The 25704-nt window shown below is 63.8% G+C and carries 19 protein-coding genes; 8 read left to right on the forward strand and 11 right to left on the reverse strand.

All coding sequences use genetic code 11. The features are described from left to right. Positions 1-7: 7 nt before the first annotated feature. The 5 genes from XH88_RS34705 to XH88_RS34725 all read right to left on the reverse strand — a co-directional run bounded on the left by XH88_RS34705 (position 8) and on the right by XH88_RS34725 (position 6861). The gene (locus XH88_RS34705; RefSeq protein ID WP_271672692.1) at positions 8-1186 is read right to left on the reverse strand and encodes an ABC transporter permease; all 1179 of its coding nucleotides are present in this window, start codon (positions 1184-1186) and stop codon (positions 8-10) included. Further along, positions 1186-2295 (reverse strand): microcin C ABC transporter permease YejB, encoded by a 1110-nt coding sequence (locus XH88_RS34710; RefSeq protein WP_271672693.1) that lies wholly within the window; start codon positions 2293-2295, stop codon positions 1186-1188. The genes XH88_RS34705 and XH88_RS34710 overlap by 1 nt, the downstream gene beginning before the upstream one ends. Positions 2296-2297: 2 nt before the next feature. Next, on the reverse strand, positions 2298-4169 hold the full coding sequence (locus XH88_RS34715; RefSeq protein WP_271672694.1) for an extracellular solute-binding protein: 1872 nt from the start codon (positions 4167-4169) through the stop codon (positions 2298-2300). A 14-nt stretch (positions 4170-4183) separates the two neighbouring features. Further along, on the reverse strand, positions 4184-6094 hold the full coding sequence (locus tag XH88_RS34720) for an extracellular solute-binding protein (RefSeq protein ID WP_271672695.1): 1911 nt from the start codon (positions 6092-6094) through the stop codon (positions 4184-4186). 212 nt (positions 6095-6306) lie between these two features. Beyond that, the gene (locus XH88_RS34725) at positions 6307-6861 is read right to left on the reverse strand and encodes a c-type cytochrome (protein WP_271672696.1); all 555 of its coding nucleotides are present in this window, start codon (positions 6859-6861) and stop codon (positions 6307-6309) included. A gap of 218 nt (positions 6862-7079) precedes the next feature. Between XH88_RS34725 and XH88_RS34730 the strand changes: the two genes are divergently transcribed. Continuing rightward, positions 7080-7820, forward strand: a complete 741-nt coding sequence (locus XH88_RS34730) for a 3-deoxy-manno-octulosonate cytidylyltransferase (RefSeq protein WP_271672697.1) — start codon at positions 7080-7082, stop codon at positions 7818-7820. Positions 7821-7841: 21 nt separating this feature from the next. Beyond that, complete coding sequence (locus XH88_RS34735) at positions 7842-8699, forward strand: prephenate dehydratase (protein WP_271672698.1); 858 nt, start codon at positions 7842-7844, stop codon at positions 8697-8699. Between the two features lie 128 nt (positions 8700-8827). On the opposite strand, the gene XH88_RS34740 is transcribed toward XH88_RS34735, so the two are convergent. Continuing rightward, positions 8828-9841, reverse strand: coding sequence for an LLM class flavin-dependent oxidoreductase (locus XH88_RS34740; RefSeq protein WP_271672699.1), 1014 nt, complete (start codon positions 9839-9841; stop codon positions 8828-8830). Between the two features lie 402 nt (positions 9842-10243). Between XH88_RS34740 and metF the strand changes: the two genes are divergently transcribed. Next, positions 10244-11164 carry a methylenetetrahydrofolate reductase [NAD(P)H] gene (metF, locus tag XH88_RS34745; RefSeq protein ID WP_271672700.1) on the forward strand — a complete coding sequence of 307 codons (921 nt, stop codon included), beginning with the start codon at positions 10244-10246 and terminating at the stop codon, positions 11162-11164. A gap of 6 nt (positions 11165-11170) precedes the next feature. Beyond that, positions 11171-15022 (forward strand): methionine synthase, encoded by a 3852-nt coding sequence (gene metH / locus XH88_RS34750; protein WP_271672701.1) that lies wholly within the window; start codon positions 11171-11173, stop codon positions 15020-15022. A gap of 320 nt (positions 15023-15342) precedes the next feature. Here the strand turns inward: metH and XH88_RS34755 are convergent, their stop codons facing one another. Beyond that, positions 15343-15972, reverse strand: a complete 630-nt coding sequence (locus XH88_RS34755) for a glutathione S-transferase family protein (RefSeq protein WP_271672702.1) — start codon at positions 15970-15972, stop codon at positions 15343-15345. 155 nt (positions 15973-16127) lie between these two features. Here XH88_RS34755 and XH88_RS34760 point away from each other — a divergent pair, with 155 nt between their 5' ends. Both XH88_RS34760 and XH88_RS34765 read left to right on the forward strand, forming a co-directional pair. Beyond that, entirely contained in the window at positions 16128-17075 is a 948-nt protein-coding gene (locus XH88_RS34760; protein ID WP_271672703.1) for a threonine/serine dehydratase, read from the forward strand. 412 nt (positions 17076-17487) lie between these two features. Continuing rightward, a complete protein-coding gene (locus XH88_RS34765) occupies positions 17488-18045 on the forward strand; it encodes a YbhB/YbcL family Raf kinase inhibitor-like protein (RefSeq protein ID WP_442868509.1) in 558 nt (185 codons plus the stop codon). Positions 18046-18193: 148 nt separating this feature from the next. Here the strand turns inward: XH88_RS34765 and glpK are convergent, their stop codons facing one another. Then, positions 18194-19699, reverse strand: a complete 1506-nt coding sequence (gene glpK, locus XH88_RS34770; RefSeq protein WP_271672704.1) for a glycerol kinase GlpK — start codon at positions 19697-19699, stop codon at positions 18194-18196. A 225-nt stretch (positions 19700-19924) separates the two neighbouring features. On the opposite strand from glpK, the gene XH88_RS34775 reads away from it, so the two are divergent. After that, on the forward strand, positions 19925-21283 hold the full coding sequence (locus tag XH88_RS34775) for an MBOAT family O-acyltransferase (protein WP_271672705.1): 1359 nt from the start codon (positions 19925-19927) through the stop codon (positions 21281-21283). Between the two features lie 2 nt (positions 21284-21285). Further along, positions 21286-22167, forward strand: a complete 882-nt coding sequence (locus XH88_RS34780; RefSeq protein WP_271672706.1) for a hypothetical protein — start codon at positions 21286-21288, stop codon at positions 22165-22167. 105 nt (positions 22168-22272) lie between these two features. Here XH88_RS34780 and XH88_RS34785 read toward each other — a convergent pair whose 3' ends face one another. From XH88_RS34785 to pimC, 3 genes are all read right to left on the reverse strand, one after another. Beyond that, on the reverse strand, positions 22273-23046 hold the full coding sequence (locus tag XH88_RS34785) for an SDR family NAD(P)-dependent oxidoreductase (protein WP_271672707.1): 774 nt from the start codon (positions 23044-23046) through the stop codon (positions 22273-22275). A gap of 128 nt (positions 23047-23174) precedes the next feature. Continuing rightward, on the reverse strand, positions 23175-24317 hold the full coding sequence (gene pimD, locus XH88_RS34790; protein WP_271672708.1) for a pimeloyl-CoA dehydrogenase small subunit: 1143 nt from the start codon (positions 24315-24317) through the stop codon (positions 23175-23177). Between the two features lie 182 nt (positions 24318-24499). Next, positions 24500-25690 carry a pimeloyl-CoA dehydrogenase large subunit gene (gene pimC, locus XH88_RS34795; protein ID WP_271672709.1) on the reverse strand — a complete coding sequence of 397 codons (1191 nt, stop codon included), beginning with the start codon at positions 25688-25690 and terminating at the stop codon, positions 24500-24502. Positions 25691-25704 lie beyond the last annotated feature (14 nt).

Here is a 25704-nt window from a genome sequence, read left to right on the forward strand (position 1 = left end):
CACGCCCTCACTTGAACGTCTTGCGCGGATCGAAGGCGTCGCGCACGGCTTCGCCGATGAAGATCAGCAGCGACAGCATGATCGCGACCGAGAAGAAACCGGTGAAACCAAGCCACGGCGCCTGCACGTTGGACTTGCCCTGCGACAAGAGCTCACCGAGCGAGGGCGAGCCGGGCGGCAGGCCGAAGCCGAGGAAGTCCAGCGCCGTCAGCGTCATCACCGAGCTCGAGACAATGAACGGCAGGAACGTCATGGTCGCCACCATCGCGTTCGGCAACAGATGCCGGAACATGATGACCCCATTCGAGACACCGAGCGCCCGCGCCGCCTGGATATATTCGAAATTGCGTCCTCGCAGGAACTCCGCGCGCACCAGGCCGACCAGCGACACCCATGAGAACAGCAGCAGAATGCCGAGCAGAACGAAGAAGCCCGGCACCAGCACCGAGGACAGGATCAGCAGCAGATAGAGCGAGGGAATCGCGGTCCAGATCTCGATGAAGCGCTGGAAGGTGAGATCGATCCAGCCGCCGAAATAGCCCTGGATGCCGCCGGCGGCGACACCGACGATCGAGGAGACGATGGTGAGACAGAGGCCGAACAGCACCGAGATGCGGAAGCCGTAGATCAGTCGCGCCACCACGTCGCGGCCCTGATCGTCGGTGCCGAGCCAGTTGTATTCGAGGTCGCGGCAGCTCTTCAGCCCCTTCTTCTCGACCACCGGCTTGCACTGGGCTTCCGTCAGCATCCAGGTCGGCGGCGACGGCGCCGGCGTCGGCAGGTCGAGATTGTGGGTGTCGTAGGAGTAGCGGATCAGCGGCCAGACGATGCTGCCGCCCTTGTCCTTGATCAGCTTCTGCAAGTACGGATCGCGGTAGTCGGCCGCAGTCTCGAAGTCGCCGCCGAACGTCGTCTCCGAATAGGTGACGAAGGCCGGCCAGTAGAGATGGCCGTCATATTTGATCAGGAACGGCCGGTCATTGGCGATCAGCTCGGCAAACAGCGACACCACGAACAGGACCATGAAGATCCAGAACGACCAGTAGCCGCGCCGGTTCGCCTTGAAATTCTCCCAGCGCCGCTTGTTCAGCGGCGACGGTGCGAACGGCTTGCGCGTGATCGGCACGGCCGCGCCGAGCGGCGTCTTGGCCGAGGTCTCGATCGGGGTTGGGGCGGTCAGGGTCATCAGACCTCCCTCGCCTCGAAGTCGATCCGCGGGTCGATCCACATATAGGTCAGATCGGAAATCAGATTGACCACGAGCCCGACGAGCGAAAAGATGTAGAGCGTGCCGAACACGACGGGATAATCGCGGTTGAGCACGCTCTCGAAGCTGAGCAGCCCGAGCCCGTCCAGCGAGAAGATCGTCTCGATCAGCAGCGAGCCGGAGAAGAAGGCGTGGATGAACGCGCCCGGAAAGCCCGCGATCACGATCAGCATCGCGTTGCGGAAGATGTGGCCGTAGAGCACCTGGTTCTCGCTGCAGCCCTTGGCGCGCGCGGTCATGACATATTGCTTGCGGATCTCGTCGAGGAACGAGTTCTTGGTCAGCAGCGTCATGGTCGCGAATGCGCTGAGCCCCATCGAGATCAGCGGCAAGGTGATGTGCCAGAAATAGTCGATGATCTTCCAGTACCACGGAAACTGCGACCAGCCGTCCGAGGTCAGGCCGCGCAGCGGGAACAGGTTGAAGAACGAGCCGCCAGCGAACAGGATAATCAGGAGGATCGCGAACAGGAAGCCGGGGATCGCGAAACCGATGATGATGATCGCCGAGGTCCAGGTGTCGAAACGCGTGCCGTCCTTCACCGCCTTGCGGATGCCGAGCGGGATTGAGATCAGATAGGTGATCAGCGTCAGCCAGATACCGAGCGAGATCGAAACCGGCAGCTTCTCCTTGATCAGCTGGATCACGCTGACATCACGGAAATAGCTCTTGCCGAAATCGAAGCGGGCGAAATTCCACACCATCAATGCAAAGCGCTCCGGTGCCGGCTTGTCGAAGCCGAACTGCACCTCGAGCTTCCTGATGAAGTCGGGGTCGAGCCCCTGGGCGCCGCGGTACTTCGAATTGATGGCATCGCCGCCGGCGCCCAGCTGCCCGGGCGCGCGTTGCGCAAAATCGCCCCCGCCCGAGATGCGGGAACTGCCGCCGGTGTCGGCACCCGAGAGCTGCGCGATGACGCGCTCGACCGGGCCGCCGGGCGCGAACTGCACGACAACGAAGGAGACGAACAGGATTCCGAGCAGCGTCGGAATCATCAGGAAAATACGGCGGGCGATATAGGCGCTCATGATTATTTCGCCTGCTCGAGCTTGGCCGCCTTGGCGCGGTCATACCACCAGTTTTCAGGCGCACCGACGCCATTGGCATATTTGGGCGGCTTGTCGGGATGGCTGAACTGATCCCAATAGGCGACGCGATGGAAATTGGCGTACCATTGCGGCACCCAGTAGCGCCCGGCCCGGAACACGCGGTCGAACGCCCGGCACGCCGTGGTCAGCTCCGCCCTCGTCTGCGCGGCGATGATCTTTTCGATCAGCGCGTCGATCACAGGATCGGAGATGCCGGCGAGATTATACGAGCCTTTGGTCTTGGCGGCCTGCGAGGAGAAGAACGCCCGCATGGAATCGCCTGGAGTCGCCGACATCGAGAAGCGCTCGATCGTCATGTCGAAATCGAAATCCTCGACTCGCGCGCGATACTGAACGGCATCCACCAGGCGGAACGTGGCGTCGATGCCGAGCGTAGCGAGGTTCTTCAAATACGGCCCGTGATGCGGCTGGATCGACTGCTCATCGTTCAGGAACTCGATCGTGAAGGGTTCGCCATTGGGCAGAACCCGCTTGCGGTCCTTAATGATGTAGCCCGCAGCGTTCAGCAACTCGCCCGCCTTGCGCAGCAGGGCTCGATCCTGCCCTGAGCCGTCCGACACCGGCGGCACGAAAGGCTGACCGAACACTTCGTCGGGCACCTTGCCACGGAAGGGCTCCAGTAATGCAAGCTCTTCCGGCGAAGGCGGGCCTGATACCATCATGTCGGAGTTCTGGAACGGCGAGCGCGTGCGCGCATAGGCGCCGTACATAATCGACTTGTTGGTCCACTCGAAGTCAAAGGCGCAGATCAGCGCCTCGCGCACGCGCGGATCCCTGAACTTGTCGCGGCGCATGTTGATGAACCAGCCCTGCGCGCCCGACGGAGTTTCGTCCGGCAGTTGCTCCTGCTTGACGCGACCGTCCTTCACTCCCGGGAAATCGTAACGCGTCGCCCAGATGCGCGCCGTGAACTCCTCGCGGAACAGATAATTCTTGCCGGTGAAGCCTTCAAAGGCGACGTCGCGGTCGCGATAGAATTCGTAGCGCACCGTGTCGAAATTATAGCTGCCACGGCAGACAGGCAGATCCGCGCCCCACCAGTCCTTGACGCGATCATATTCGATATAGCGGTTGACCTCGAACTTGCCGACCTTGTAGGGGCCGGAGCCCAGCGGCGTATCGAGCGTCGATTCATCGAACGCGCGCGTGGCGTAATACGCCTTCGAGAAGATCGGCAGGCCCGCAACATACAGCGGCACATCACGTGCGCGGTTCGGCGCGAAGGTGACGACCACGGTCGCGTCGTCTAACGCCTCGGCCCTTACGAAATCGCGGAGTTGCACCACGATCAGGGGATGGCCCTTTTCCTTCAGCGTATTGAACGACAAGGCGACATCATGCGCCGTGAGCCTAGAGCCGTCGTGGAAACGCGCTTCGGGTCGTATCGTAAAGGTATAGGCCAGCTTGTCCGACGAGATCCGGACCGACTTCGCTGCAAGCCCATACATCGCGTCGGGCTCGTCATTGGCGCGCGCCATCAACGCTGCGAAGGTCATGTCCATGCCCTGCGCGCCCTCTCCCTTCAGGATGTAGGCGTTGAGCGAAGAGAACGTAAAAAGCGATTGATTATAGGCACGCACGGAGGGGATCAGCGAGAACGTTCCACCCTTCGGTGCGTCGGCATTGACGTAGTCGAAATGGTGGAAGTCGGCGGGATATTTGAGGTCGCCGAACGCCGAGATGCCGTGCGCTTCGCCAGGCCCCTCGGACGCCGATGCATTGCGGAGTGCGGCGGTGCTGAGGGCGCCGCCGACACCGAGGACCAGCACATGCCGGCGTGAAAGCTGCGCCATGCGCAATTGCTCCCTCAAGAGCGTTTTCCGATCCGCGACGCCTTCTCGGCGTCGTACCACCACAGCGTCGGCAGGCCGGACCGACCGTACTTCGGCAGCGGATCGGCATGGCTGAAGCGGTCCCAGCGAGCGTAGCGCGAAAAGCCGTAGGTAAATTGCGGGACGAGGTAAAAATTCCACAACAGCACGCGATCGAGCGCGTGGGTCGCGGCGACCAGCTCGCTGCGGTCCTTGGCGTAGATCACCTTCTCGATCAGGGCGTCGACCGCGGGATTCTTGATGCCGATGGTGTTGCGTGCACCCGGCATGTCGGCGGCCTGCGAGCCCCAGAACTCGCGCTGCTCGTTGCCGGGCGAAAGCGATTCGCCCCACTGATCGATGATCATGTCGAAGTCGAAGCTGCGCAGACGGTTCTGGTATTGCGCATCGTCGACGACGCGGATCGAGGCGCTGACGCCGATGCGCTCCAGCGACGGCTTGTAGAACAGCGCGATGCGCTCGGACGACGGATCCTGCACCAGGATCTCGACCGTGAGCGGCTTGCCGGTGCTGTCTACCAGCTTGTGGTCTTTGACCTCGAAGCCGGCCTCCTTCAGGAGTTTTGCCGCCTCGCGCAGGTTGGCGCGCACGGCTTCCGGACTGCCGCCGACCGGATTCTGGTAGACCGTGCTGAAGACCTCCGGCGGCACCTTGTCCTTCACCGTTTGAAGAATCTCCAGCTCCTGCCCCTGCGGCAGGCCGGACGAAGCGAGCTCCGTCCCTTCGAAATAGCTGGCGATGCGCTTGTACTGGCCGTAGAAGAGCTGCTTGTTCATCTCTTCGAAGTCGAAGGCGTAGTTGAAGGCGCGGCGCAGCCGCGCGTCCTTGAACTGATCGCGGCGAATGTTGAACGCGAAGGCCTGCATCCGGCCGGAATCGTTGATCGGGAATTCCTCCTTGATCACGCGCTTGTCGGCCACCGCCGGGAAGTCGTAGGCCGTGGCCCACTGCTTGGCCGAGTTTTCCGCGATCCAATCGGCCTGGTCGGCCTTGAAGGCTTCCAGCGCGACGAGGTTGTCGCGGAAGAACTCGAAACGCAGCTCGTCGAAATTATTGGTACCGATCTGGCTCGGGACGTTGGCGCCCCAATAATCCTTCACCCGCTCGAGCTTGATCGAGCGTGCGGCCACGAATTCCTTGATCTTGTAGGGACCGGAGCCGAGCGGCGGCTCCAATGTTGTCGCACTGACATCGCGCTTGCGTCCCTGGGCATCGGTGCCTTCCCACCAATGCTTCGGCAACACCATCAGCTCGCCCACGATGGTCGGCAATTCGCGGTTGCCGGGCGCATCGAAGGTGAACTTGACCTCGCCCCCACCAACTTTCTCCGCCTTTACCACGTGACGGTAGTAGGACGCGTACATGGGTGACTGCTTCTTGAACGTCTCCAACGAGAAGATCACGTCCTCCGGCGTCACCGGCTTGCCATCGTGCCAGCGCGCCTCTTTGCGCAGGCGATAGGTCACCCACGAGAAATCGTCCGGATGCTGCGCGGATTCGGCAAGCTGGCCATACTCTGTAGCGACTTCGTCCTGAGCGCGGCTCATCAGCGTTTCGTAGATCAGCGCGGCTGCCGGCGCGAGCGACCCTTTGATGCCGGCAACGGCAATGTTGAAATTGTCGAAAGTGCCGAGCGAGATCAGCCGCGCGACGCCGCCCTTGGGCGCATCCGGATTGACGTAGTCGAAACGCTTGAAATCGGCGGGGTACTTGATGTCGCCGAACAGCGACAGCGCATGGCGCCAGGGCAGCCCATTTGAGGCCGCCTCACCGGCCGATTGCGCCTCTGCCGCGCCGACCACGGGAACACCCGCCGTGGAGCCGAGGACGGGAAGGGCGGCTGCTGCCGCGCCGGTGAGCAGGAGATCGCGTCGGGTAATGGCCAAATCAACATCCCTGTCTTGAAGGAGGCTACTCCTTTAAGTTCCCAATATAGGCGAGGTTTCGACCGAATATGTTGCTTTTTCCTCATCTTGGAAGGCCGAGCGGCCTCTTCGATGCGGCCAAACGCCTCGATCACGGCGTCGCGAGGCCCGGATATGGAAACGGCCAGGCTTTGAGGCCTGGCCGCATGTCCAAGATCGAAGACTGAAGCGCCTTATTTCGCCGCGGTCGGCAGCGGTTTCGGGTTGTCGGAGAGGCTGTTCAGGTAGGCGATGACGTCGGCACGCTCGCTGTCCTTCGGGATGCCGGCAAAGCCCATCGCGGTGCCAGGGATGTCGCCCTTCGGATTGGCGATGAACTTGTTCAGCTCGTCGATGGTCCAGGTACCGCCCTTGGCCTTCATCGCGGCCGAGAAGTTGAAACCGTTGCGGCCTTCGCCGCGGTGGTCGCCGACGATGCCGTAAAGGTTCGGACCGACGCGGTTCGGACCGCCCTTCTCGAAGGTGTGGCAGGCGGCGCACTTCTTGGCGGCGGCTGCGCCCTTCTCGACGGACGCCGTCTGGAGCAGCTTTTCAATCGGCTCTGAGGCGGCAGCGGCCGCGGGCGCGCCGCCCTTGTCGCCGGCCTCTTCCTTCACGGCGATCTCGAAACCCGGCTTTGCCGGCATCTTGGGCGAGAACAGCGCCTGGGCGGTGAAGCTCGTCACCAGCAAAACGAGACAAGTACCGAGCACGGCACCGATAATCTTGTTGAGTTCGAAAGAGTCCATTTCCGGCCAGGCCCCACACCGCAAGAAGGAATAAGCGGCCGGGCGGCCGCCAGGACGAGCCTCGGGAGAATCAGACGTTCCTTATTGTTTCCCCGAGTTTTGCCATTCAGATATCGGTTTGCCCGGGGTCTGGCAACCCGTATAAGCGGTCCCGCTTTCAGCCCGTCCCCACCCATTTCCCGGAGCGGAAAACGCTCCGTTTCCAGGTCCTTGAACTGATGACCGATTCCCGCATCCTGGTGCTGATCCCGGCCCGCATGGCCGCCACCCGCCTGCCCGGCAAGCCGCTCGCCGATATCGCGGGCCTGCCGATGATCGTGCATGTGATGCGGCGCGCCGTGGCCGCCGGGATCGGCCGGGTCGCAGTGGCGACCGATACGGCGGAAATCGCCGCGGTCGTGACCGCCCATGGCGGCGAGGCCGTGATGACGCGCCCGGAGCACCCTTCCGGCTCCGACCGCATCCATGAGGCCATGCAGAAGCTCGATCCGGCGGGGAAAGCCGACATCGTGGTCAATCTCCAGGGCGATTTCCCGACGATCACCGTCGACAACATCCGCGAGGTCCTGCCGCCGCTGGAAGACCCTGCCGTGGATATCGCCACGCTGGCGTCACAGATCCACACCGAGGAAGAGGACCTCGCCCCGAGCGTCGTGAAGGCGATCGGAACCTCGCTCGGCGGGCGGCGCATGCGGGCACTTTATTTCACCCGCGCGACCGCGCCGACCGGCGACGGACCGCGCTACCACCATATCGGCCTTTACGCCTATCGCCGCGCCGCGCTGGAACGCTACGTTTCGCTGCCACCCTCGCCGCTGGAATTGCAGGAGAAGCTCGAGCAGCTCCGCGCGCTGGAGGCCGGGATGCGCATCGACTTCACCATCGTCGACACCGTTCCCCGCGGGGTCGACACGCCGGCGGACCTCGAGACCGCCCGCAGCATCCTTTCCAAATCCTGAGCCGCTGCTACAAGGCCGACCATGAGCAAGCTGAAGATCGCATTCCAGGGCGAACCTGGCGCCAATTCCCACATCGCCATCGTCGAGGCCTATCCCGACGCCGAGCCGATGCCCTGCGCCACTTTCGAGGACGCGCTGTCGGCGATCTCCTCGGGCGAGGCCGATCTCGGCATGATCCCGATCGAGAATTCGGTCGCCGGCCGCGTTGCCGACATCCATCATCTGCTGCCGGCTTCCGGCCTCTTCATCATCGGCGAATGGTTCTTGCCGGTCCGGCATCAGCTGATGGCGGTGAAGGGGACCAAGCTTGAAGACATCAAGAGCGTCGAGAGCCATGTCCACGCGCTCGGCCAGTGCCGGCGCGTCATCCGCAAGCTCGGCATCAAGCCAATCGTCCACGCCGATACCGCCGGCAGCGCCCGCGACATCTCCGAGCGCAACGACAAGACCGTCGCTGCGATCGCCTCGCGCCTCGCCGCAAAGATCTACGGCCTCGACATCCTCGCCGAGGACATCGAGGACGAGTCCCACAACACCACGCGCTTCGTGGTGCTGGCGCGGGAGCCGAAATGGGCGCCGCAAGGGTCAGGCCCGCTGGTCACGACTTTTGTCTTCCGGGTGCGCAACCTCCCCGCCGCGCTCTACAAGGCGCTCGGCGGCTTTGCCACCAACGGCGTCAACATGACCAAGCTCGAAAGCTACATGGTCGACGGCAATTTCTTCGCCACGCAGTTTTACGCCGACGTCGATGGTCATCCCGAAGACAAGGGCCTGGCGTTCGCGATCGAGGAGCTGAAATTCTTCTCGCGCGAATTCCGTATCGTCGGCGTGTATCCGGGACATCCCTTCCGCGCGACGTTCAGCGAGAAGGCGGATTAGTCTCGTGTCCCGGACGCGCGAAGCGCGAGCAGGGACCCAGGGGCAGCGATCTCCAGACTACGATGGGCCTCGGCTCTGCAGCGCACCGCTGACGAAGCGCTGCGCTGCGTCCGGGGCACGAGCGTTGCCTAAGCCACGCTCTCGAGCCCGAACGCTTCCGCCAGCAGCGCATACGACTTCTTCCGCGCCTCGTGGTCGTACACGGCCGTGATTACCATCAGCTCGTCCGGTTTGCTCGCCTCGATCAGCGGCTGAAGCTTTCTCTGCACCGTCGCCGGATTGCCGACGAATAGGCGCGAACGGTTGCGTGCGATCGAGGTTCGCTCTGAATCCGCATAAGGATAGGCCAGCGCCTCCTCGACGCTCGGCAGCGGCAGATATTGGCCGCGATCGCGGCGCAGGCGGTTGAGGTCGAACGAAGTGGCAAGCCTTTCGGCCTCCTCGTCGGTGTCCGCGGTGATCACGGCAACGGCGAGGATCGCGTGCGGCGTCGCGCGCCAGGCCGAGGGCTGGAAGCGGTTGCGATAATGCACCATCGCGTCGACCGCATCGTGGGATGCGAAGTGATGCGCGAAGGCGAAGCCCATGCCGACTTGCGCAGCGAGCTCCGAGGAATAATCGCTGGAGCCGAGCAGCCAGATCGGCGGCAGCTTCGTGTCGTCAGGCATCGCGACGACGTTGTGGTAGGGATGGCCGGCGGGGAATTCGCGGGTCTCCCACAAAATCAGTTCATGCAACCGCTCCAGAAAATCGTCGCCCTCGCGGCGATCGAGCCGGCTTCGGAGGGCATAGGCAGTCGCACCATCGGTGCCGGGCGCGCGGCCGAGACCGAGGTCGATGCGGCCGGGAAACAATGCCTCCAGCATCTTGAAACGCTCAGCGACCACCAGTGGGGCGTGGTTGGGCAGCATCACGCCGCCGGAGCCGACGCGGATGTGCTTCGTCACCGCCGCGATCTGCCCGATCATCACGTCGGGCGCCGGGCTCGCGACCGAAGCAAGGTTATGGTGCTCGGCCAGCCAGTAGCGGACATAGCCGAGATCATCGACATGGCGGGCCAGGTCGATGCTATTGCGCAGCGCGGCGGCGGGCCGGGTCGCCGTGGTGACGACGGACAGGTCGAGGACCGAGAGCGGGATCATGGCGCGCTAACGTAGTGGAGGGACGCGGGGCGGCAATGGGCTGGCGACGCAGGGCTGGCGCGCGCGGGCCGTGAACCCGGGCGCCGGGGATCGAACTGACCAAGGTGGGACGAATGCGGGGCATTAAATCTACCTTTCACATTGCCCACACGACTCGATCGCCCCAAACGGAGAGCATAGAAAGAGTAACTAATTGTAATACCATCAATATTATTGAGATACCGAATTTCCCAACAACGCAGCGTAGCACACCAAATTTCGCGTTTCCGACGGTAAAGTGGGCCATTTCCCATCTACGATGGGCTGTCGAATGCGATGACTTTGGCTTATTTTAGCACCTTCCGATCGAGACCTGACCGTCGGCCGCCGAGGCTTGGCGATATCCCCGGAGTGAGTGGTGCCATGACCGATCTGACGACGCCCGCGACAGCCGACGGGCAAAACGGGCACCTGAAGCGGCCTGCGATCTCGTTCGAGTTCTTCCCGCCAAAGACGGAAGACATGGAGCGGAATCTCTGGGAGACGATCAACCGGTTGGCGCCCCTCGAGCCGAAATTTGTCTCGGTGACCTATGGCGCCGGCGGCTCGACCCGGGAGCGGACCCATTCGACCATCGCGCGCATCCTCAAGGAGACCGCGCTGCTGCCGGCGGCGCATCTGACCTGCGTCGGCGCCTCGCGCGGCGAGATCGACGAGATCGTCGACCGCTACCACGAGGTCGGCGTCCGCCACATCGTGGCGTTGCGCGGCGATCCCGCCGGCGGCATCGGCACACCCTACTCCAGCCATCCCGAGGGCTACCAGAGTTCGGCCGACCTCGTCGCGGGAATCAAGAAGCGCCACCCCGACATCGAGATCTCGGTCTCGGCCTATCCCGAGAAGCACCCCGAAGCGCGCGACTTCGACGCCGATATCGACACGTTGAAGGCCAAGGTCGACGCCGGCGCGACACGCGCGATCACGCAGGTCTTCTTCGATAACGACTTTTACTTCCGCTATCTCGACCGCGTCCGTGCGCGCGGCATCGACATCCCGATCGTGCCCGGCATCATGCCCATGCACAATTTCAAGCAGGCGCGCAATTTCGTCACCCGGAACGGCACCAGCGTGCCCGACTGGCTCGCCGCGAAATTCGAGGGTCTCGATGAGGACGCGGAGACCCGCAAGCTGGTCGCCGCAACCGTCGCCGCCGGCCAGGTCCAGAAGCTGGCAAAGCACGGCGTCGACACCTTCCATTTCTACACCATGAACCGTGCCGATCTCGTGTTCGCGATCAGCCATTTGCTCGGCATCCGCGCCAACAGCGCGCAGAAGGCGGCTTAAGACACCATGACCGCAAGCATCTCTCCCAAGCGAACTGCCCTTCTGAACGCCGCGCGCGAGCGCATCCTCGTGCTCGACGGCGCCATGGGCACAATGATCCAGAACCTGCAGCTCGACGAGGCCGCCTTCCGCGGCGAGCGCTTCAAGAGCTTCCATCGCGACCTGCGCGGCAACAACGATCTGTTGATCTTGACTCAGCCCCAGGCAATCGAGGACATCCACGCCGCGTACTTACGCGCCGGCGCCGACATCGTCGCGACCAACACCTTCTCGACGACATCGATCGCACAGGCCGATTACGACCTCACCGACATCGTCTACGAGATGGCGCGCGAAGGCGCCCGCCTCGCCGGCAATGCCGCCCGCCGCGTCGCCGCCGAAGACGGCAAGCCGCGCTTCGTTGCCGGCGCCATCGGCCCCACCAACCGAACCGCCTCGATCTCACCCGACGTTTCCAACCCGGGCTACCGCGCCGTCACCTTCGATGATTTGCGCAAATCCTATGGCGAACAGATCCGCGGCCTGATCGACGGTGGCGTCGATCTCTTGCTGGTCGAGACCATCTTCGACACGCTCAACGCCAAGGCGGCGCTCTATGCCATCGCCGAGATCACCGAAGAGCTCGGCATCGACATGCCCGTGATGGTGTCGGGCACCATCACCGACAAATCCGGCCGCCTGCTGTCGGGCCAGATGCCGGAGGCATTCTGGAATTCGGTGCGGCATGCCAGGCCCATTACGATCGGCTTCAACTGTGCGCTCGGCGCGGAAGATCTGCGCGCGCATATCGCCGATATCGGTCGCGTCGCCGATACGTTGGTCTGCGCCTATCCGAACGCCGGCCTACCCAATGAATTCGGCCAGTACGACGAGACGCCGGAATATATGGCGCGCCTGATCGGCGAATTCGCCCGCGACGGGCTCGTCAACATCGTCGGCGGCTGCTGCGGCACCACGCCGGACCATATCGCGGCGATCGCCGCGGCCGTCGCGCCGCACAAGCCGCGCCTCGTGCCGGAGATCGCGCCACGCCTCCGGCTCTCCGGCCTCGAGCCGTTCGTGCTGACCGACGCCATTCCGTTCGTCAACGTCGGCGAGCGCACCAACGTCACGGGCTCCGCCCGCTTCCGCAAGCTGATCACGGCCGGCGACTACACCGCGGCGCTCCAGGTCGCGCGTGACCAGGTCGAGAACGGCGCGCAGATCATCGACGTCAACATGGACGAAGGGCTTCTGGACTCGGAAGCGGCGATGGTGACCTTCCTCAACCTCGTCGCCGCCGAGCCCGACATCGCCCGCGTCCCCGTGATGGTGGATTCGTCAAAGTTCTCGGTGATCGAGGCCGGCCTGAAATGCGTGCAGGGCAAGCCGGTCGTCAATTCGATCTCGATGAAGGAAGGCGAGGAGAAATTCATCCACGAGGCCAAGATCGCGCGGCGCCATGGCGCCGCCGTCGTCGTGATGGCGTTCGACGAGGTCGGCCAGGCCGATACGTTCGCGCGCAAGACCGAGATCTGCAAGCGCGCCTACGACATCCTGGTGAACAGGGTCGGCTTCCCGCCGGAAGACATCATCTTCGATCCGAATATCTTCGCGATCGCGACCGGCATCGAGGAGCACAACAATTACGGCGTCGATTTCATCGAGGCGACGCGCTGGATCCGGCAGAACCTGCCGGGCGCGCACGTCTCGGGCGGCGTCTCCAATTTGTCGTTCTCGTTCCGCGGCAACGAGCCGGTGCGCGAAGCCATGCACTCGGTCTTCCTGTATCACGCCATCAAGGCCGGCATGGACATGGGCATCGTCAATGCCGGTCAGATGATCGTCTATGACGACATCGATCCCGAGCTGCGGCAAGTGTGCGAGGACGTCGTCCTCAATCGCGATCCCGGCGCCTCCGAGCGCCTGTTGGCGCTGGCGGAGAAGTTCCGCGGCAAAAAGACCGAAGCCAAGGAAGCCGATCTCGCCTGGCGCGAATGGCCGGTGGAGAAGCGGCTGTCGCATTCGCTGGTCCATGGCATCACCGAGTTCATCGAGCAGGATACGGAGGAAGCCCGCAAGAATTCGACGCGTCCGCTCGACGTGATCGAGGGACCGTTGATGGCCGGCATGAACGTGGTCGGCGACCTCTTCGGCGACGGCAAGATGTTCCTGCCGCAGGTGGTGAAGTCCGCCCGCGTCATGAAGCAGGCGGTCGCCTACCTCATGCCGTTCATGGAGGAGGAAAAGGCGCGCAACCTCGCCAGCGGCATCGGCACCGAGGGCTCCTCGTCCGCCGGCAAGATCGTGCTCGCAACCGTCAAGGGCGACGTCCACGACATCGGCAAGAACATCGTCGGCATCGTGCTCCAGTGCAACAATTTCGAGGTGATCGACCTCGGCGTGATGGTGCCGGCGGCCAAGATCGTCGAGACCGTGAAGGCGGAGAAGGCTGACATCGTCGGGCTGTCGGGCCTGATCACGCCCTCGCTCGACGAGATGGCATTCTTCGCCGGCGAACTGCAGCGCGAGGGCCTCAAGCTGCCGCTGCTGATCGGCGGCGCCACCACCAGCCGCGTGCATACGGCGGTGAAGATCGACCCGAGCTACCGCGCCGGCCCTGTCGTCCACGTCAACGACGCCAGCCGCGCCGTGGGCGTCGCCTCCTCGCTGCTCTCGCCGGAGAAGCGCGAGGCCTATGCCGCCGAGGTGCGCGCCGAATACGCCAAGATCTCGGAGGCGCATCTGCGCGCGCAGGCCGACAAGAAGCGGCTGAAGCTTACTGATGCCCGCGCCAACCGCGTGCCGGTCGACTTCGCCAGGAACAAGCCGGTGAAGCCGACCTTCCTGGGTACTCGCAGCTTCGACGACTACGATCTCGCCGAGCTCGTCGACTGCATCGACTGGACGCCGTTCTTCCAGACCTGGGAGCTCGCCGGACGCTTCCCCGCGATCCTCGACGACCCCAAGGTGGGCGAGGTCGCACGTTCGCTCTATGACGATGCGCGCAAGATGCTCGACACGATCGTCAAGGAGAAATGGTTCCGGGCGCGCGCGACGATCGGCTTCTGGCCGGCGAATGCCGAAGGCGATGACATCGCGGTCTACGCCGACGAGAACAGGACCAGGCGCATCGCCACGCTGCACACGTTGCGCCAGCAGCTCGAGAAGCGCGAGGGCCGCTTCAACGCGGCGCTGTCCGACTTCATCGCGCCGGCGGGCGTGCCGGACTATGTCGGCGGCTTCGTCGTCACCGCAGGGATCGGCGAGGACGCGGTTGCCGACCGCTTCAAGATGGCGAACGACGATTATTCTTCGATCCTGTGCAAGGCGCTGGCCGATCGCCTCGCCGAAGCGTTTGCCGAGCGCATGCATGCCCGCGTGCGCCGCGAGTTCTGGGCCTATGCTCCGGACGAAGCGCTCACCAACGACGAGTTGATCCTCGAGAAATATCAGGGCATCCGCCCCGCGCCCGGCTATCCCGCACAGCCCGATCACACCGAGAAGGCGACGCTGTTCGAGCTGCTCGATGCGGAAGCCACCGCCGGCGTGAAGCTGACCGAGAGCTTCGCGATGTGGCCGGGCAGTAGCGTATCCGGGCTCTATTTCGCCAGCCCCGAGAGCTATTATTTCGGCGTCGGCAAGATCGAGCGCGACCAGGTCGAGGACTACGCCGCGCGCAAGGGCATGAGCGTAGCCGAGACCGAGCGCTGGCTTGCGCCGGTGCTGAACTACATCCCGTCGCAGCAGGAGGCCGACAAGGCGTTCGCCGCAAGGCCCGCGAACGACGAGACGTCGAACGACCTCGCCTCGCACCCGCCCGGCTGCACCTGCCCGGTGCATCTCGTCTGGCAGAAGAAGCGCGCAGGCGCGGGATAGCGGCCACGAACGCGAAAGGCGAAAAGAACCCCATGCACAGTAGGGATGGGGTTGAAATGACTGGCGATATTTCGGCGTTGCCGAAAATCACTTGCTCCGTCGGGCAAAACACCTGTATGAAGACAGGATCGGCCGCAATGTCAGTTTCGCACCCTGACAGACGCGAGTGCCCTTCGCTCGGTCTCGTGCCCCGGACGCTGCGCAGCACGAAGTGATGCGCTGCAGAGCCGGGGCCCACACTTGCTACGTTGCTTGGGTCCATCTGGGTCCCGGCTCTGCGGCGTAGCATTACACGCTGCACCGCGTCCGGGACACGGGCCTCACCCCTTCGGCGGCGCCAGTGGCTGCAGGATTTCCCTGAACGGCGCGAGTGCCTCGCAGCGATCGGCGTGTGCTGACAGCGCCGGATAACGTGCCGTGTCGAACAGCTGCGAATGGGCCTCGCGGGTGAAGCGGACGACGCAGGCGACGGCGATGTCGGCATGGCCGATGCGCGTCCCCAGCCAGTACGGCGTCGTCACCTTGGCGCGCTCGGCCTCCAGCACGGCGAGCACATCGCCGATCTGCGCCTGGCAGCGCTCGACCCACAGCGCGAGCTGCTCCTTGCGCAGCACGCGTTCGTACAGCAGGCTGACGGCCTTGTCGCCGAGTCCGGTCGCGAGCGCGCAGATGCGCAGGTGCCTGCGGCGATCGGCGCCGGCGCGCGGCAGCATCGCTTTTTCAGACCCGACGAGCTCGTCGAGATAGTCCAGAATGATCGTACTTTCGATCAACGCTTCGCCGTCGTCGAGCACCAGCGTGGGCACGCGGCGCAACGGGTTGTACGGCGCGATCTTGTCGGCATCGCCGAAGGTCGACCATGGCCTATGCTCGAACGCGAGGCCATAGAGCCGCAGCGCAATCGCGACGCGGCGGACGAAGGGGGAATCATATTGGCCGATCAGGAACATCGTTCTCGCTCTTCTCAGTCGTTGGACCAGGCAGGGCCCATCAGTTTCCGCTTTCGGATCGGCGCGACGCAAGGACGATGTTGGAAATGGAGCATTGCGCCTGATGCAAGGGCCCCGCGACAACGTCGCTCCGATGCGCTATTAGGGATGACATCATGACAGCGACATCAGACATCACCCGTGAGCGGATCGCGGCGACCGAGGCCGTCATCCGCCCGCATATCAGGCGCACGCCGTTGATCGCGGCCGATCTCGCCGATTTCGCCCTGCCGGCAGCACCGGTCACGTTCAAGCTCGAAATGCTGCAGCATTCCGGATCGTTCAAGGCGCGCGGCGCCTTCGCCAATCTCTTGCTGCGGCAGGTGCCGCAAGCCGGTGTCGTGGCCGCATCAGGCGGCAATCACGGCGCGGCCGTGGCCTATGCGGCGCAGCGGCTCGGCATTCCCGCCACGATCTTCGTTCCCGACATCACCTCGCCCGCCAAGGCCGAGCGGATCAGAGGCTACGGCGCCGAGCTCGTGATCGCGGGCAACCGCTACGCCGATGCGCTCGCAGCCAGCGAAGCGCATGTCGCGCGGACCGGCGCCATGGCTGTTCACGCCTACGACCAGCCCGAAACCCTGATCGGCCAGGGCAGCGTCGGATTGGAGCTGGAGCAGGACGCACCTGATATCGACACGCTGCTGGTCGCCGTCGGCGGCGGCGGGCTGATCGGCGGCATCGCGGCCTGGAGCGCCGGACGGACCCGCATCATTGCCGTGGAGCCGGAGCAGTCGCCGACCCTGCATAGCGCCTTCGCGGCAGGCGCCCCGGTCGACGCACCGGCCGGCGGCCTCGCCGCCGACAGCCTCGCGCCGCGGCGCGTCGGCGAATTGATGTTTCCGATCGCGCGCGCCCATGTCGAGCGCGTCGTCCTGGTCAGCGACGATGCGATCCGTCAGGCCCAGGCCGCACTATGGTCGCGCCTGCGCCTGGTCACTGAGCCCGGCGGCGCGGCCGCGTTCGCGGCGCTGCTGTCGCGCGGCTATCAGCCCGCGCCCGGTGAGCGGATCGCGGTGCTGCTCTGCGGGGGGAATACGACGGCGGTGAATTTCGACAGCTAGCCGCGGACGACAAGATGTCCGGCTCGCGATTGTTCTTCGGCGTCAGACTCTCGCCAAATCCGATCGTGCTGAAGTCCGCGACGGGCGATATCAAACCATGTACGCGGAAATAGGACGGGTTGGCTAAAGCAGATCCGGAAAAAGTGCGAAGCGGTTTTCCCGCGCGACAAACGCGGAACGCGTTTGCGCGGAGATCATGCGCAAACAAGGACCTGCGCGATGACGATTCAATCTCATTGCGCTTCAGGTACATCAGGCATTCGCGCCCCATTGCGTCGCAACATCGAAAAGGCACGTTGCAGGCTGATTGAAATATGGTCCCTTGGGAGCTACGCTTTGCTTTCTCGGTTTCATTGGCGAGGAGGGGCTTCCCGTGACCAGACTTTTGTTCACAAGACTTTGGTTCACAAGAATTGGGTTCCCATTTGCAGCAGTTTGCTCGTTCCTGCTTTTTGTGGGCGAAGCTGGTGCGCAGAGCCTCACGCTGAGCAGCCCGGACATCAAGGAAGGTGCAACGATTGCCAACGAGCAGGTCTTCAAAGGCTTTGGCTGCACGGGCAATAACATCTCACCGAGCTTGAGCTGGAGCGGCGCTCCAGCGGGCACCAAAAGCTTCGCCGTGACAATGTATGATCCTGACGCGCCGACAGGCAGCGGCTGGTGGCATTGGGTCGTCTTCAATCTTCCACCAACCGCGACCTCGCTTCCCAAAGATGCGGGCGATCCCAAGAAACACCTCATGCCGAAAGGAGCGATTCAGAGCCGCACCGACTTCGGCAGCGATGGATATGGCGGCCCATGTCCGCCACAAGGCGACAAGCCGCATCGCTATCAGATCACCATCTTCGCCGTCGACGTCGACAAGCTTCCGGACGCCAAGGACCATTCAGCATCCGCAGCGCTGGTCGGCTTCGACCTGCGCTTCCACACGCTGGGCAAGGCGACTCTGACGGGTCTCTACGGCCGCTAAGGCGAGGCGGCGCAGGCTCACCCCTTTGGGAGCTAAGCGGCTGCACGATCTCCTTGAACGGGGCGAGCGCAGCGTTCCGAATCCGCCGATAGTGCCGCGGAGAGAATCCCGGATTTCGCTGCGCTCCATCCGGGCTGCAAGAATCCGCCTACCCCTCCCCTTCGTCGCTCGCCAGCACGCCCTTCACCGCCCTCGCCCAGCCCGCGAGCTTCCGTTCGCGCGTGGCCTCGCTCATGTTCGGCTTGAAGCGGTGCTCGAGGCGCCAATTGTCGGCGAATTTCGTTGGCTCCGGATAGACGCCGGCGTTGAGGCCGGCGAGATAGGCGGCGCCAAGCGCGGTGGTCTCCTGGATCACGGGGCGGTCGACCGGCGCATCGAGCAGATCGGCGAGGCGCTGCATGGTCCAGTCGGAGGCGGTCATGCCGCCGTCGACGCGGAGCACGACGCTGGCGGTTTCCGAGCTCGGCCAGTCCGCGCGCATCGCGGCCCAGAGATCGAAGGTCTGGTAGCAGACGCTTTCCAGCGCGGCATGCGCAAGCTCGGCCGGGCCGGTGTTGCGAGTGAGGCCGAACAGGGCGCCGCGCACGCGGGGATTCCAGTATGGCGCGCCCATGCCGACGAAGGCGGGCACGAGATAGACGCTCTGCATGGAATCGGACTGATCCGCCAGCGGTCCGGTTTCGGCGGCGTGCTTGATGATGCCGAGCCCGTCGCGCAGCCATTGCACCGCTGAGCCTGCCACGAAGATCGAGCCCTCGAGCGCGTAGGTACGCCTTCCCTCGAGCTGGTAGGCCACGGTGGTGAGCAGCTTGTTCTTTGACACCACCGGCGTGGTCCCGGTGTTGAGCAGCGCGAAACAGCCGGTGCCGTAGGTCGACTTCATCATACCCGGGCGGAAGCAGGCCTGGCCGATGGTGGCAGCCTGCTGGTCGCCGGCGATACCGGAGATGGCGATCGGGCCGCCGAACAAATCGGGCGTGCTCTCGCCGAAACGGGCGGAGGAATCCTTCACCTCTGGCAGCATCGAGCGCGGCACGCCGATGATCTCCAGGAGCTCGTCGTCCCACTGGCCGGTGTGGATGTTGAACAGCAGCGTGCGCGAGGCGTTGGTGGCGTCGGTGGCGTGCACCTTGCCGCCGGTGAGACGCCACAGCAGGTAGCAATCGACCGTGCCGAACATCAATTCACCGCGCGCCGCACGCGCCCGCGCGCCGGGGACGTGGTCGAGGATCCAGGCGACCTTGGTGCCGGAGAAATAGGGATCGATGATCAGGCCGGTCTTTTGCGAGATCAGGGGCTCGCGGCCTTCCGCCTTGAGCTTGGCGCAGATATCGGCGGTGCGCCGGTCCTGCCAGACGATGGCGCGGTGCACGGCCTGTCCCGTGGCACGATCCCACACCACGGTGGTCTCGCGCTGGTTGGTGATGCCGATCGCGGCAATGTCCTTTGCGGTAAGGCCGGCCTGCTCGATCGCCTCGCGACACACCATCACGGTCGAGGTCCAGATGTCCTCGGGCTCGTGCTCGACCCAGCCCGAGGCCGGGAAATGCTGCGGGAATTCCTGTTGCGCCTTGGCCGCGATGGAAATGTCGCCGCGAAACACGATCGCGCGCGAGGAGGTGGTGCCCTGGTCGATGGCGAGGACGAAAGACATGGAAGCTTACCTTGGCGTTTCCCGAGGGTCATTGTGTCGCGGCCAAAGAAACGGATTGTCGGCAAGAGGTCAAGGCGGCTCTTCTTTCACCCTCCCCTGGAGGGGGCGCCAAAAGAAGCCCCGCAGGACACCGTTTGCAATGGCAATGTTTTCGGCGGCTCCTCGCCGAGACTAGGACGGCAGGTGCTAAGATGCTACATGCCGGACCGGGCGATCCGGGGCGGCATGACCTTTACTTCTCTTCAGTTCGGCATCTTCGTTGCGGTCGTGTTCGGCGTCTATTATCTGGCGCCGTTGCGCCGCTTCCAGGTCCAGCTGCTGGTGCTCGCGAGCCTGGTGTTCTATGGCTCCGGCCAGCCGGCGCTGCTGCCGCTGCTGCTGCTCGCCGTGCTCGGAACCTATCTCTGCCTGGTGCTGGCGTTCGATAATCGCGCCGTGTGGATGCCTGTCGGCATCGTCTTCAATCTCGGCCTGCTGGCGTTCTTCAAGTACAAGCTGCTGTTCGTCGATCCGGCCGCGGTTCACCCGACCGGCGTCGCACCGCTGGATGTGCTGCTGCGACTGCCACTGCCGATCGGCATCTCATTTTTCGTGTTCCACAACATCAGCCTGCTGGTCGATCTGACGCGCGAGAAGCGGCCGCCTCACTTGCGCGACGTTTTCCTCTACATCATTTTCTTTCCGCAGTTGGTGTCCGGACCGATCACCCGTGCGGGTCAGTTCATGCCGCAGATCGCGCCCAAGCGGCTCGTCGACGTCGATGTCGTCGAGGCCGCCAAATGGATCCTGACCGGTTTTTTCTTCAAGCTCTACGTCGCGAACAATCTCAACGAGATGACGTCCTATATGGACTATCCACTTTACGAGACCGTGGCGACGCCGGACCGCTGGCTGCTCGTGTTCCTGTACAGCTACCAGATCTACGCCGACTTCTTCGGCTATTCCGCGATCGCGCTCGGCCTCGGCCTCTTGTTCGGCTATCGCCTGCCCGTCAACTTCAACCTGCCCTACATCTCGGTTTCCTTCTCCGAATTCTGGACGCGCTGGCACATCTCGCTGTCCACCTGGCTCAGGACCTATCTCTACATCCCGCTCGGCGGCAACAGGAAGGGGCCGGTGCGAACCTGCCTCAACCTGATGATCGTGATGACGCTCGGCGGGCTCTGGCACGGCGCGAGCCTGAGCTACGCATTGTGGGGCATGCTGCACGGGCTGCTGCTCGTTATCGAGCGCCCGTTCCTGACCTTGCTCGGCGAGGCCGGGCCCGTGCTGCGCGTCCTCCGCATGAGCGTGGTGTTCTTCTGCGTGACGATGCTCTGGATCTTCTTCAAGCTGCCGAACTTCGATCACGCGGTCGGATATCTTTCGGGCATGTTCTCGCCGACGGACAATCCAAATCCGACAAAATTGTATCGTAACATGGCGCTGCTCTACGCCCTGCCCGTCCTCATCCAGCATCTCGGCATTGGCGCGCTTCTCGATGGCAGATTGCGGCGATGGGAGCCGTATCTCTACGGTACGCTCGCGGCGATGGCCTGGCTCGAAGCTGGTCCCGACGCCGCCTTCATCTATTTCCAGTTCTGACCATGCGTACAGCATCCGGGATTCCATGGCTGATCAAATGCGCGGGCGCCACTGCTGCGCTGCTGCTGGCCTGCGCTCTTGCCACCGCGCGGTTCGGCTCGGCACTCCAGCAGCCGACCGTCAGCACCCGCGACGGCACCATCGTCACCCTCAACCGCTATCTCAGCGAGCCCGTGCCTGACCTCGTGCTGGTCGGCAGCTCGGTCGCCTGGCGCCTCAAGGAGGACTATTTCTCGCGGCCCCGTGTCCGCAATCTCGCTCTCGCCGGCGGCTCCCCGGTGACCAGCCTGGAGATCGTGGCGAAGCAGAAAAGCCTGCCGAAAACCGTTCTGATCGAGACCAATGTTCTCACCCGCCTGCCCGACGACGCACTGATCGAGAAATTCTCGGGCGGTACGCGCACGGAGGCGCTGCTCCTGCGCCCGGTGCGTACGGTCGTTGCCGCCTACGAGACCTGGAATCATACACCGCCAAATCCCGTAGAGGCGCGCGCCGGGCGGGATCGCCTGCTCAGCGAGCCGCCCAGCACATTCGACAACAAGGTCTATCTGGACCGTGCCGTGCAACAGATGAATGACGAGGACCCCACCGTTGCAGCGCAGGTGAACGTGGCGCGGATCAAGGAGCTGATCGACGACATTGAGCGGCGGGGATCACGCGCCTTCCTGCTCGAGATTCCATTTGCACCAGAGATCGAGGACTCCCGCATGGTCAGGACGAGCAAGGCGATCGTCCACGCGGCCTTCCCGGATCGGGGACGTTGGCTGCCGATCGATCCGCCGCGGGGCGAGCTGCGCTGGGCCGATGGCGTGCATCTCGACGAGCGCTCGGCCCTGCTCGTCGTGCGCGCCATCGAAAGCGCCCTGGCCGAGCGCGGCCGGTAGAGCATGATCCGGAAAAGTGCGAAGCGGTTTTCCGAAAGGATTATGCTTAAACAATAAACCTGAAGCGCGATGACGATTCATCCCAATCGTATCGCGCTTTAGCAGCTACACCGCGGCCGTCGTCACGCCGCCGTCGATGACGATGGTCTGGCCAGTCATGAAGCTCGAGGCATCGGAGGCAAGGTAGGCCACGGCCCCCGCGATCTCGTCGGGCTCGCCGATGCGGCGTAGCGGGGTGGTGGCGGTGCGGCGCTTCAGCAAGGCTTCGTCTTCCCACAGCGCGCGGGCGAAATCGGTCTTGACGAGGCCCGGCGCAATGCAGTTGACGCGGACGCCCTTCGGGCCCCATTCGCCGGCGAGCGAGCGGCACAGCGCGAAATCGGCGGCCTTGGAGATACCATAGGCGCCGATCACCGTGGAGCCGCGCAGGCCTCCGATCGAGGAAATGATGACGACGGAGCCGCCTCCGCGTTCGGCCATCTGCGGGATCGCGAGCGCGGAGAGCCAGATGTTGCTCTTCACGTTCGAGCCCATGATCTTGTCGAAGGCTTCGTCCGAAATGTCGAGCAGCGGGCCGTAATACGGATTGACCGCGGCGTTGCAGACCAGGATATCGATCTTGCCGTAGTGCTTCGTGGCGCCCGAGATCAGCGCCTCGACCTCGTTCTTGCGGGCGATATTGCAGGGAATGACGATAGCATCGCCGCCTGAGGCATTGATGCCGTCGGCGACCTCCTTGCAGGCATCGGTCTTGCGCGAGGAGACCACGACCTTGGCGCCGAGCCTGGCGAGCAATTCAGCCGAGGAGCGGCCGATGCCGCGGCTGGAGCCGGTGACCACGGCGACCTTGCCGGCGAGATCGAACGGGGTGTTTTTCATGGGTGTTGCCCTCGCTGCTTCAACGGCCTCCGTCATTGCGAGGAGCCCTTGCGACGAAGCAATCCAGAGATGTCGCCGTGGAGACAGACTGGATTGCTTCGCTTCGCTCGCAATGACGAAGGAGAGACCTAGACCAGCCCGCCCGAATCCGCGACGCGGCGCTGGTGGTAGTCGGTATCGCCAAAGGTGTTCTCGATCATGGTGAGGCGCTTGAAGTAGTGGCCGATTCTCGCCTCCATGGTCATGCCGATGCCGCCGTGGAGCTGGATCGACTGCTGGCCGACGAATTTGGCGGACTTGCCGATCTGCACCTTGGCCGCGGCGATCGCGTTGGCGCGCTCCTTGGCATCCTCGAAATCGTTCGCCATGGTCGCGAACATCGACATCGAGCGCGCCTGCTCGGCCGCGACGAACATGTCGGAGGCGCGGTGCTGCAGCGACTGGAACGAGCCGATCGCGACGCCGAACTGTTTTCGCGTCTTGATGTACTCGACCGTGGTCTTGAGCGACTCGTCCATCAGGCCGACGGCCTCGGCGCAGAGCGCGACGCGGGCTTCGTCCACCACGCGCTCGATCAGCGCGAGGCTATCCTCGGGATTGCCGATCGCAGCATCCGCGCCGACCTCGACACCGGTGAAGGTGATGTCGGCGGCGTGCAAGCCGTCCTGGGTTGGGTAGGACTTCCTGGTAACGCCCTTGGCGTTCGCAGGGACCAGGAACACGCCGATTCCGGTCGTGTCGCGACGGTTGCCCTTGGTGCGCGCGGTGACGATGAGCGTGTCGGCGTTCTCGCCATTGAGCACGACGAATTTTTCGCCGTCGATCACCCAACCGTCGTCCTTCTTCTTCGCCGTCGTGGTGACGTCGAACAGATCATAGCGCGAGTTCTTCTCGAGCTGGGCGAAGGCGAGCGTCTTGCTGCCGTCGATGATCCCGGGCACATGCGCGGCCTTCTGGGCGTCGGTGCCGGCATGGCGCAGGAAGCCGCCGCCGATCACCACGGTCGCCAGATAGGGCTCGAGCACCAGCGCCTTGCCGAGCGCTTCCATCACGATCATGGTCTCGACGCCGCCACCGCCGAAGCCGCCATCAGCCTCGCTGAAGGGCAGGCCGAGCAGGCCCTGCTCGGCGAGCTTGAGCCAGACCGTCTTGCTCCAGCCGCCCTTCTCCGCCATGTACTTCTTGCGGCTCTCGAAGTCGTAGGAATCGGTCAGCAGGCCGTCGATGCTTTCCTTGAGAAGCCGCTGCTCCTCGTTCAGATCAAAATCCATGTTTCTCTCCAAATCGGCGGGAATTGCCCTGCCGTCGCCTCATCCTCAGTCGTCATCCCCGCCTTGTGCGCAATTGCTCGCTGGGGCGGGGATCCAGTAAACGCAGCCACCTGCCGCACTCACGACCGCCGCGGCGTACCGGGTCCCCCGCTTTCGCGGAGGACGACAGCGTCATTGTTGACTCACAGCCCCAGCACCGCCTTGGCGATGATGTTGCGCTGGATCTCGTTGGAGCCGCCGTAGATCGAGACCTTGCGATTGTTGAAGTAGCTCGGCGCGATCTGGGCGGTCCAATCCATGGCTTCGTTCGAGCCGTCGTCGCCATGCACATCGTACGGCGCGGCGAACGGGCCGATCACTTCCATCAGGAGCTCGGTGGTGGTCTGCTGGATCTCGGAGCCCTTGATCTTCAGCACCGAGGAGGCCGGATTGGGCTTGCCCTTGCCGTGCTTGCCTTCGTCGGCGACGACGCGCAGCTGGGTCAGCTCGAGCGCCTTCAGCTCGATCTCGCAGGCCGCCAGCTTCTCGCGGAACGCCGAGTCCTGGATGATCGGCTTGCCTGATGATTCGACCTTGCCGGCGAGATCGCGGATGCGGCGCAGCCGCTCCTTGGAGACGCCGACCCGCGCGATGCCGGTGCGTTCGTTGCCGAGCAGGAATTTGGCGTAGTCCCAGCCCTTGTTCTCCTCGCCGATCAGGTTCTCGACAGGGACTTCGACGTCGTCGAAGAACACCTCGTTGACCTCATGGCCGCCGTCGATGGTCTGGATCGGCCGCACGGTGACACCCTTCGACTTCATCGAGAACACGATGAAGGAGATGCCCATCTGCTTCTTGGCGCTGGCATCGGTGCGGCAGAGGCAGAAGATCATGTCGGCGTGCTGGGCCAGCGTCGTCCAGGTCTTCTGGCCGTTGATGATCCACTTGTCGCCACGGCGCTCGGCCTTGGTCTTCAGCGAGGCGAGGTCGGAGCCGGAGCCCGGCTCGGAGAAGCCCTGGCACCACCAGTCGTCGACATTGGCAATGCGCGGCAGGTACTTCTTCTTCTGCTCCTCGTTGCCGAAGGTGTAGATGACCGGACCGACCATGCTGACGCCGAAGGCGAGCGGCTGCGGCGCCGGATAGGACTGCAACTCCTCATTGAAGATGTAGTGCTGCACGCTGGTCCAACCGGTGCCGCCATACTGCTTGGGCCAGTGGCTCACGCCCCAGCCCTTCTTGTTGAGGATGCGCCACCACGTCACCATCTCGTCCTTGGTGAGGTGACGTCCCTCGACCAGCTTGCGCCGCGTATCCGGCGGCACGTTGTCGCGGAAGAATGCCCGCACTTCCTCGCGAAACGCCTGCTCTTCCTTCGTGAATGCGAGATCCATCGGATCCTCCTGTG

This window comes from Bradyrhizobium sp. CCBAU 51627, assembly GCF_028128765.1.
Lineage (GTDB): Bacteria > Pseudomonadota > Alphaproteobacteria > Rhizobiales > Xanthobacteraceae > Bradyrhizobium.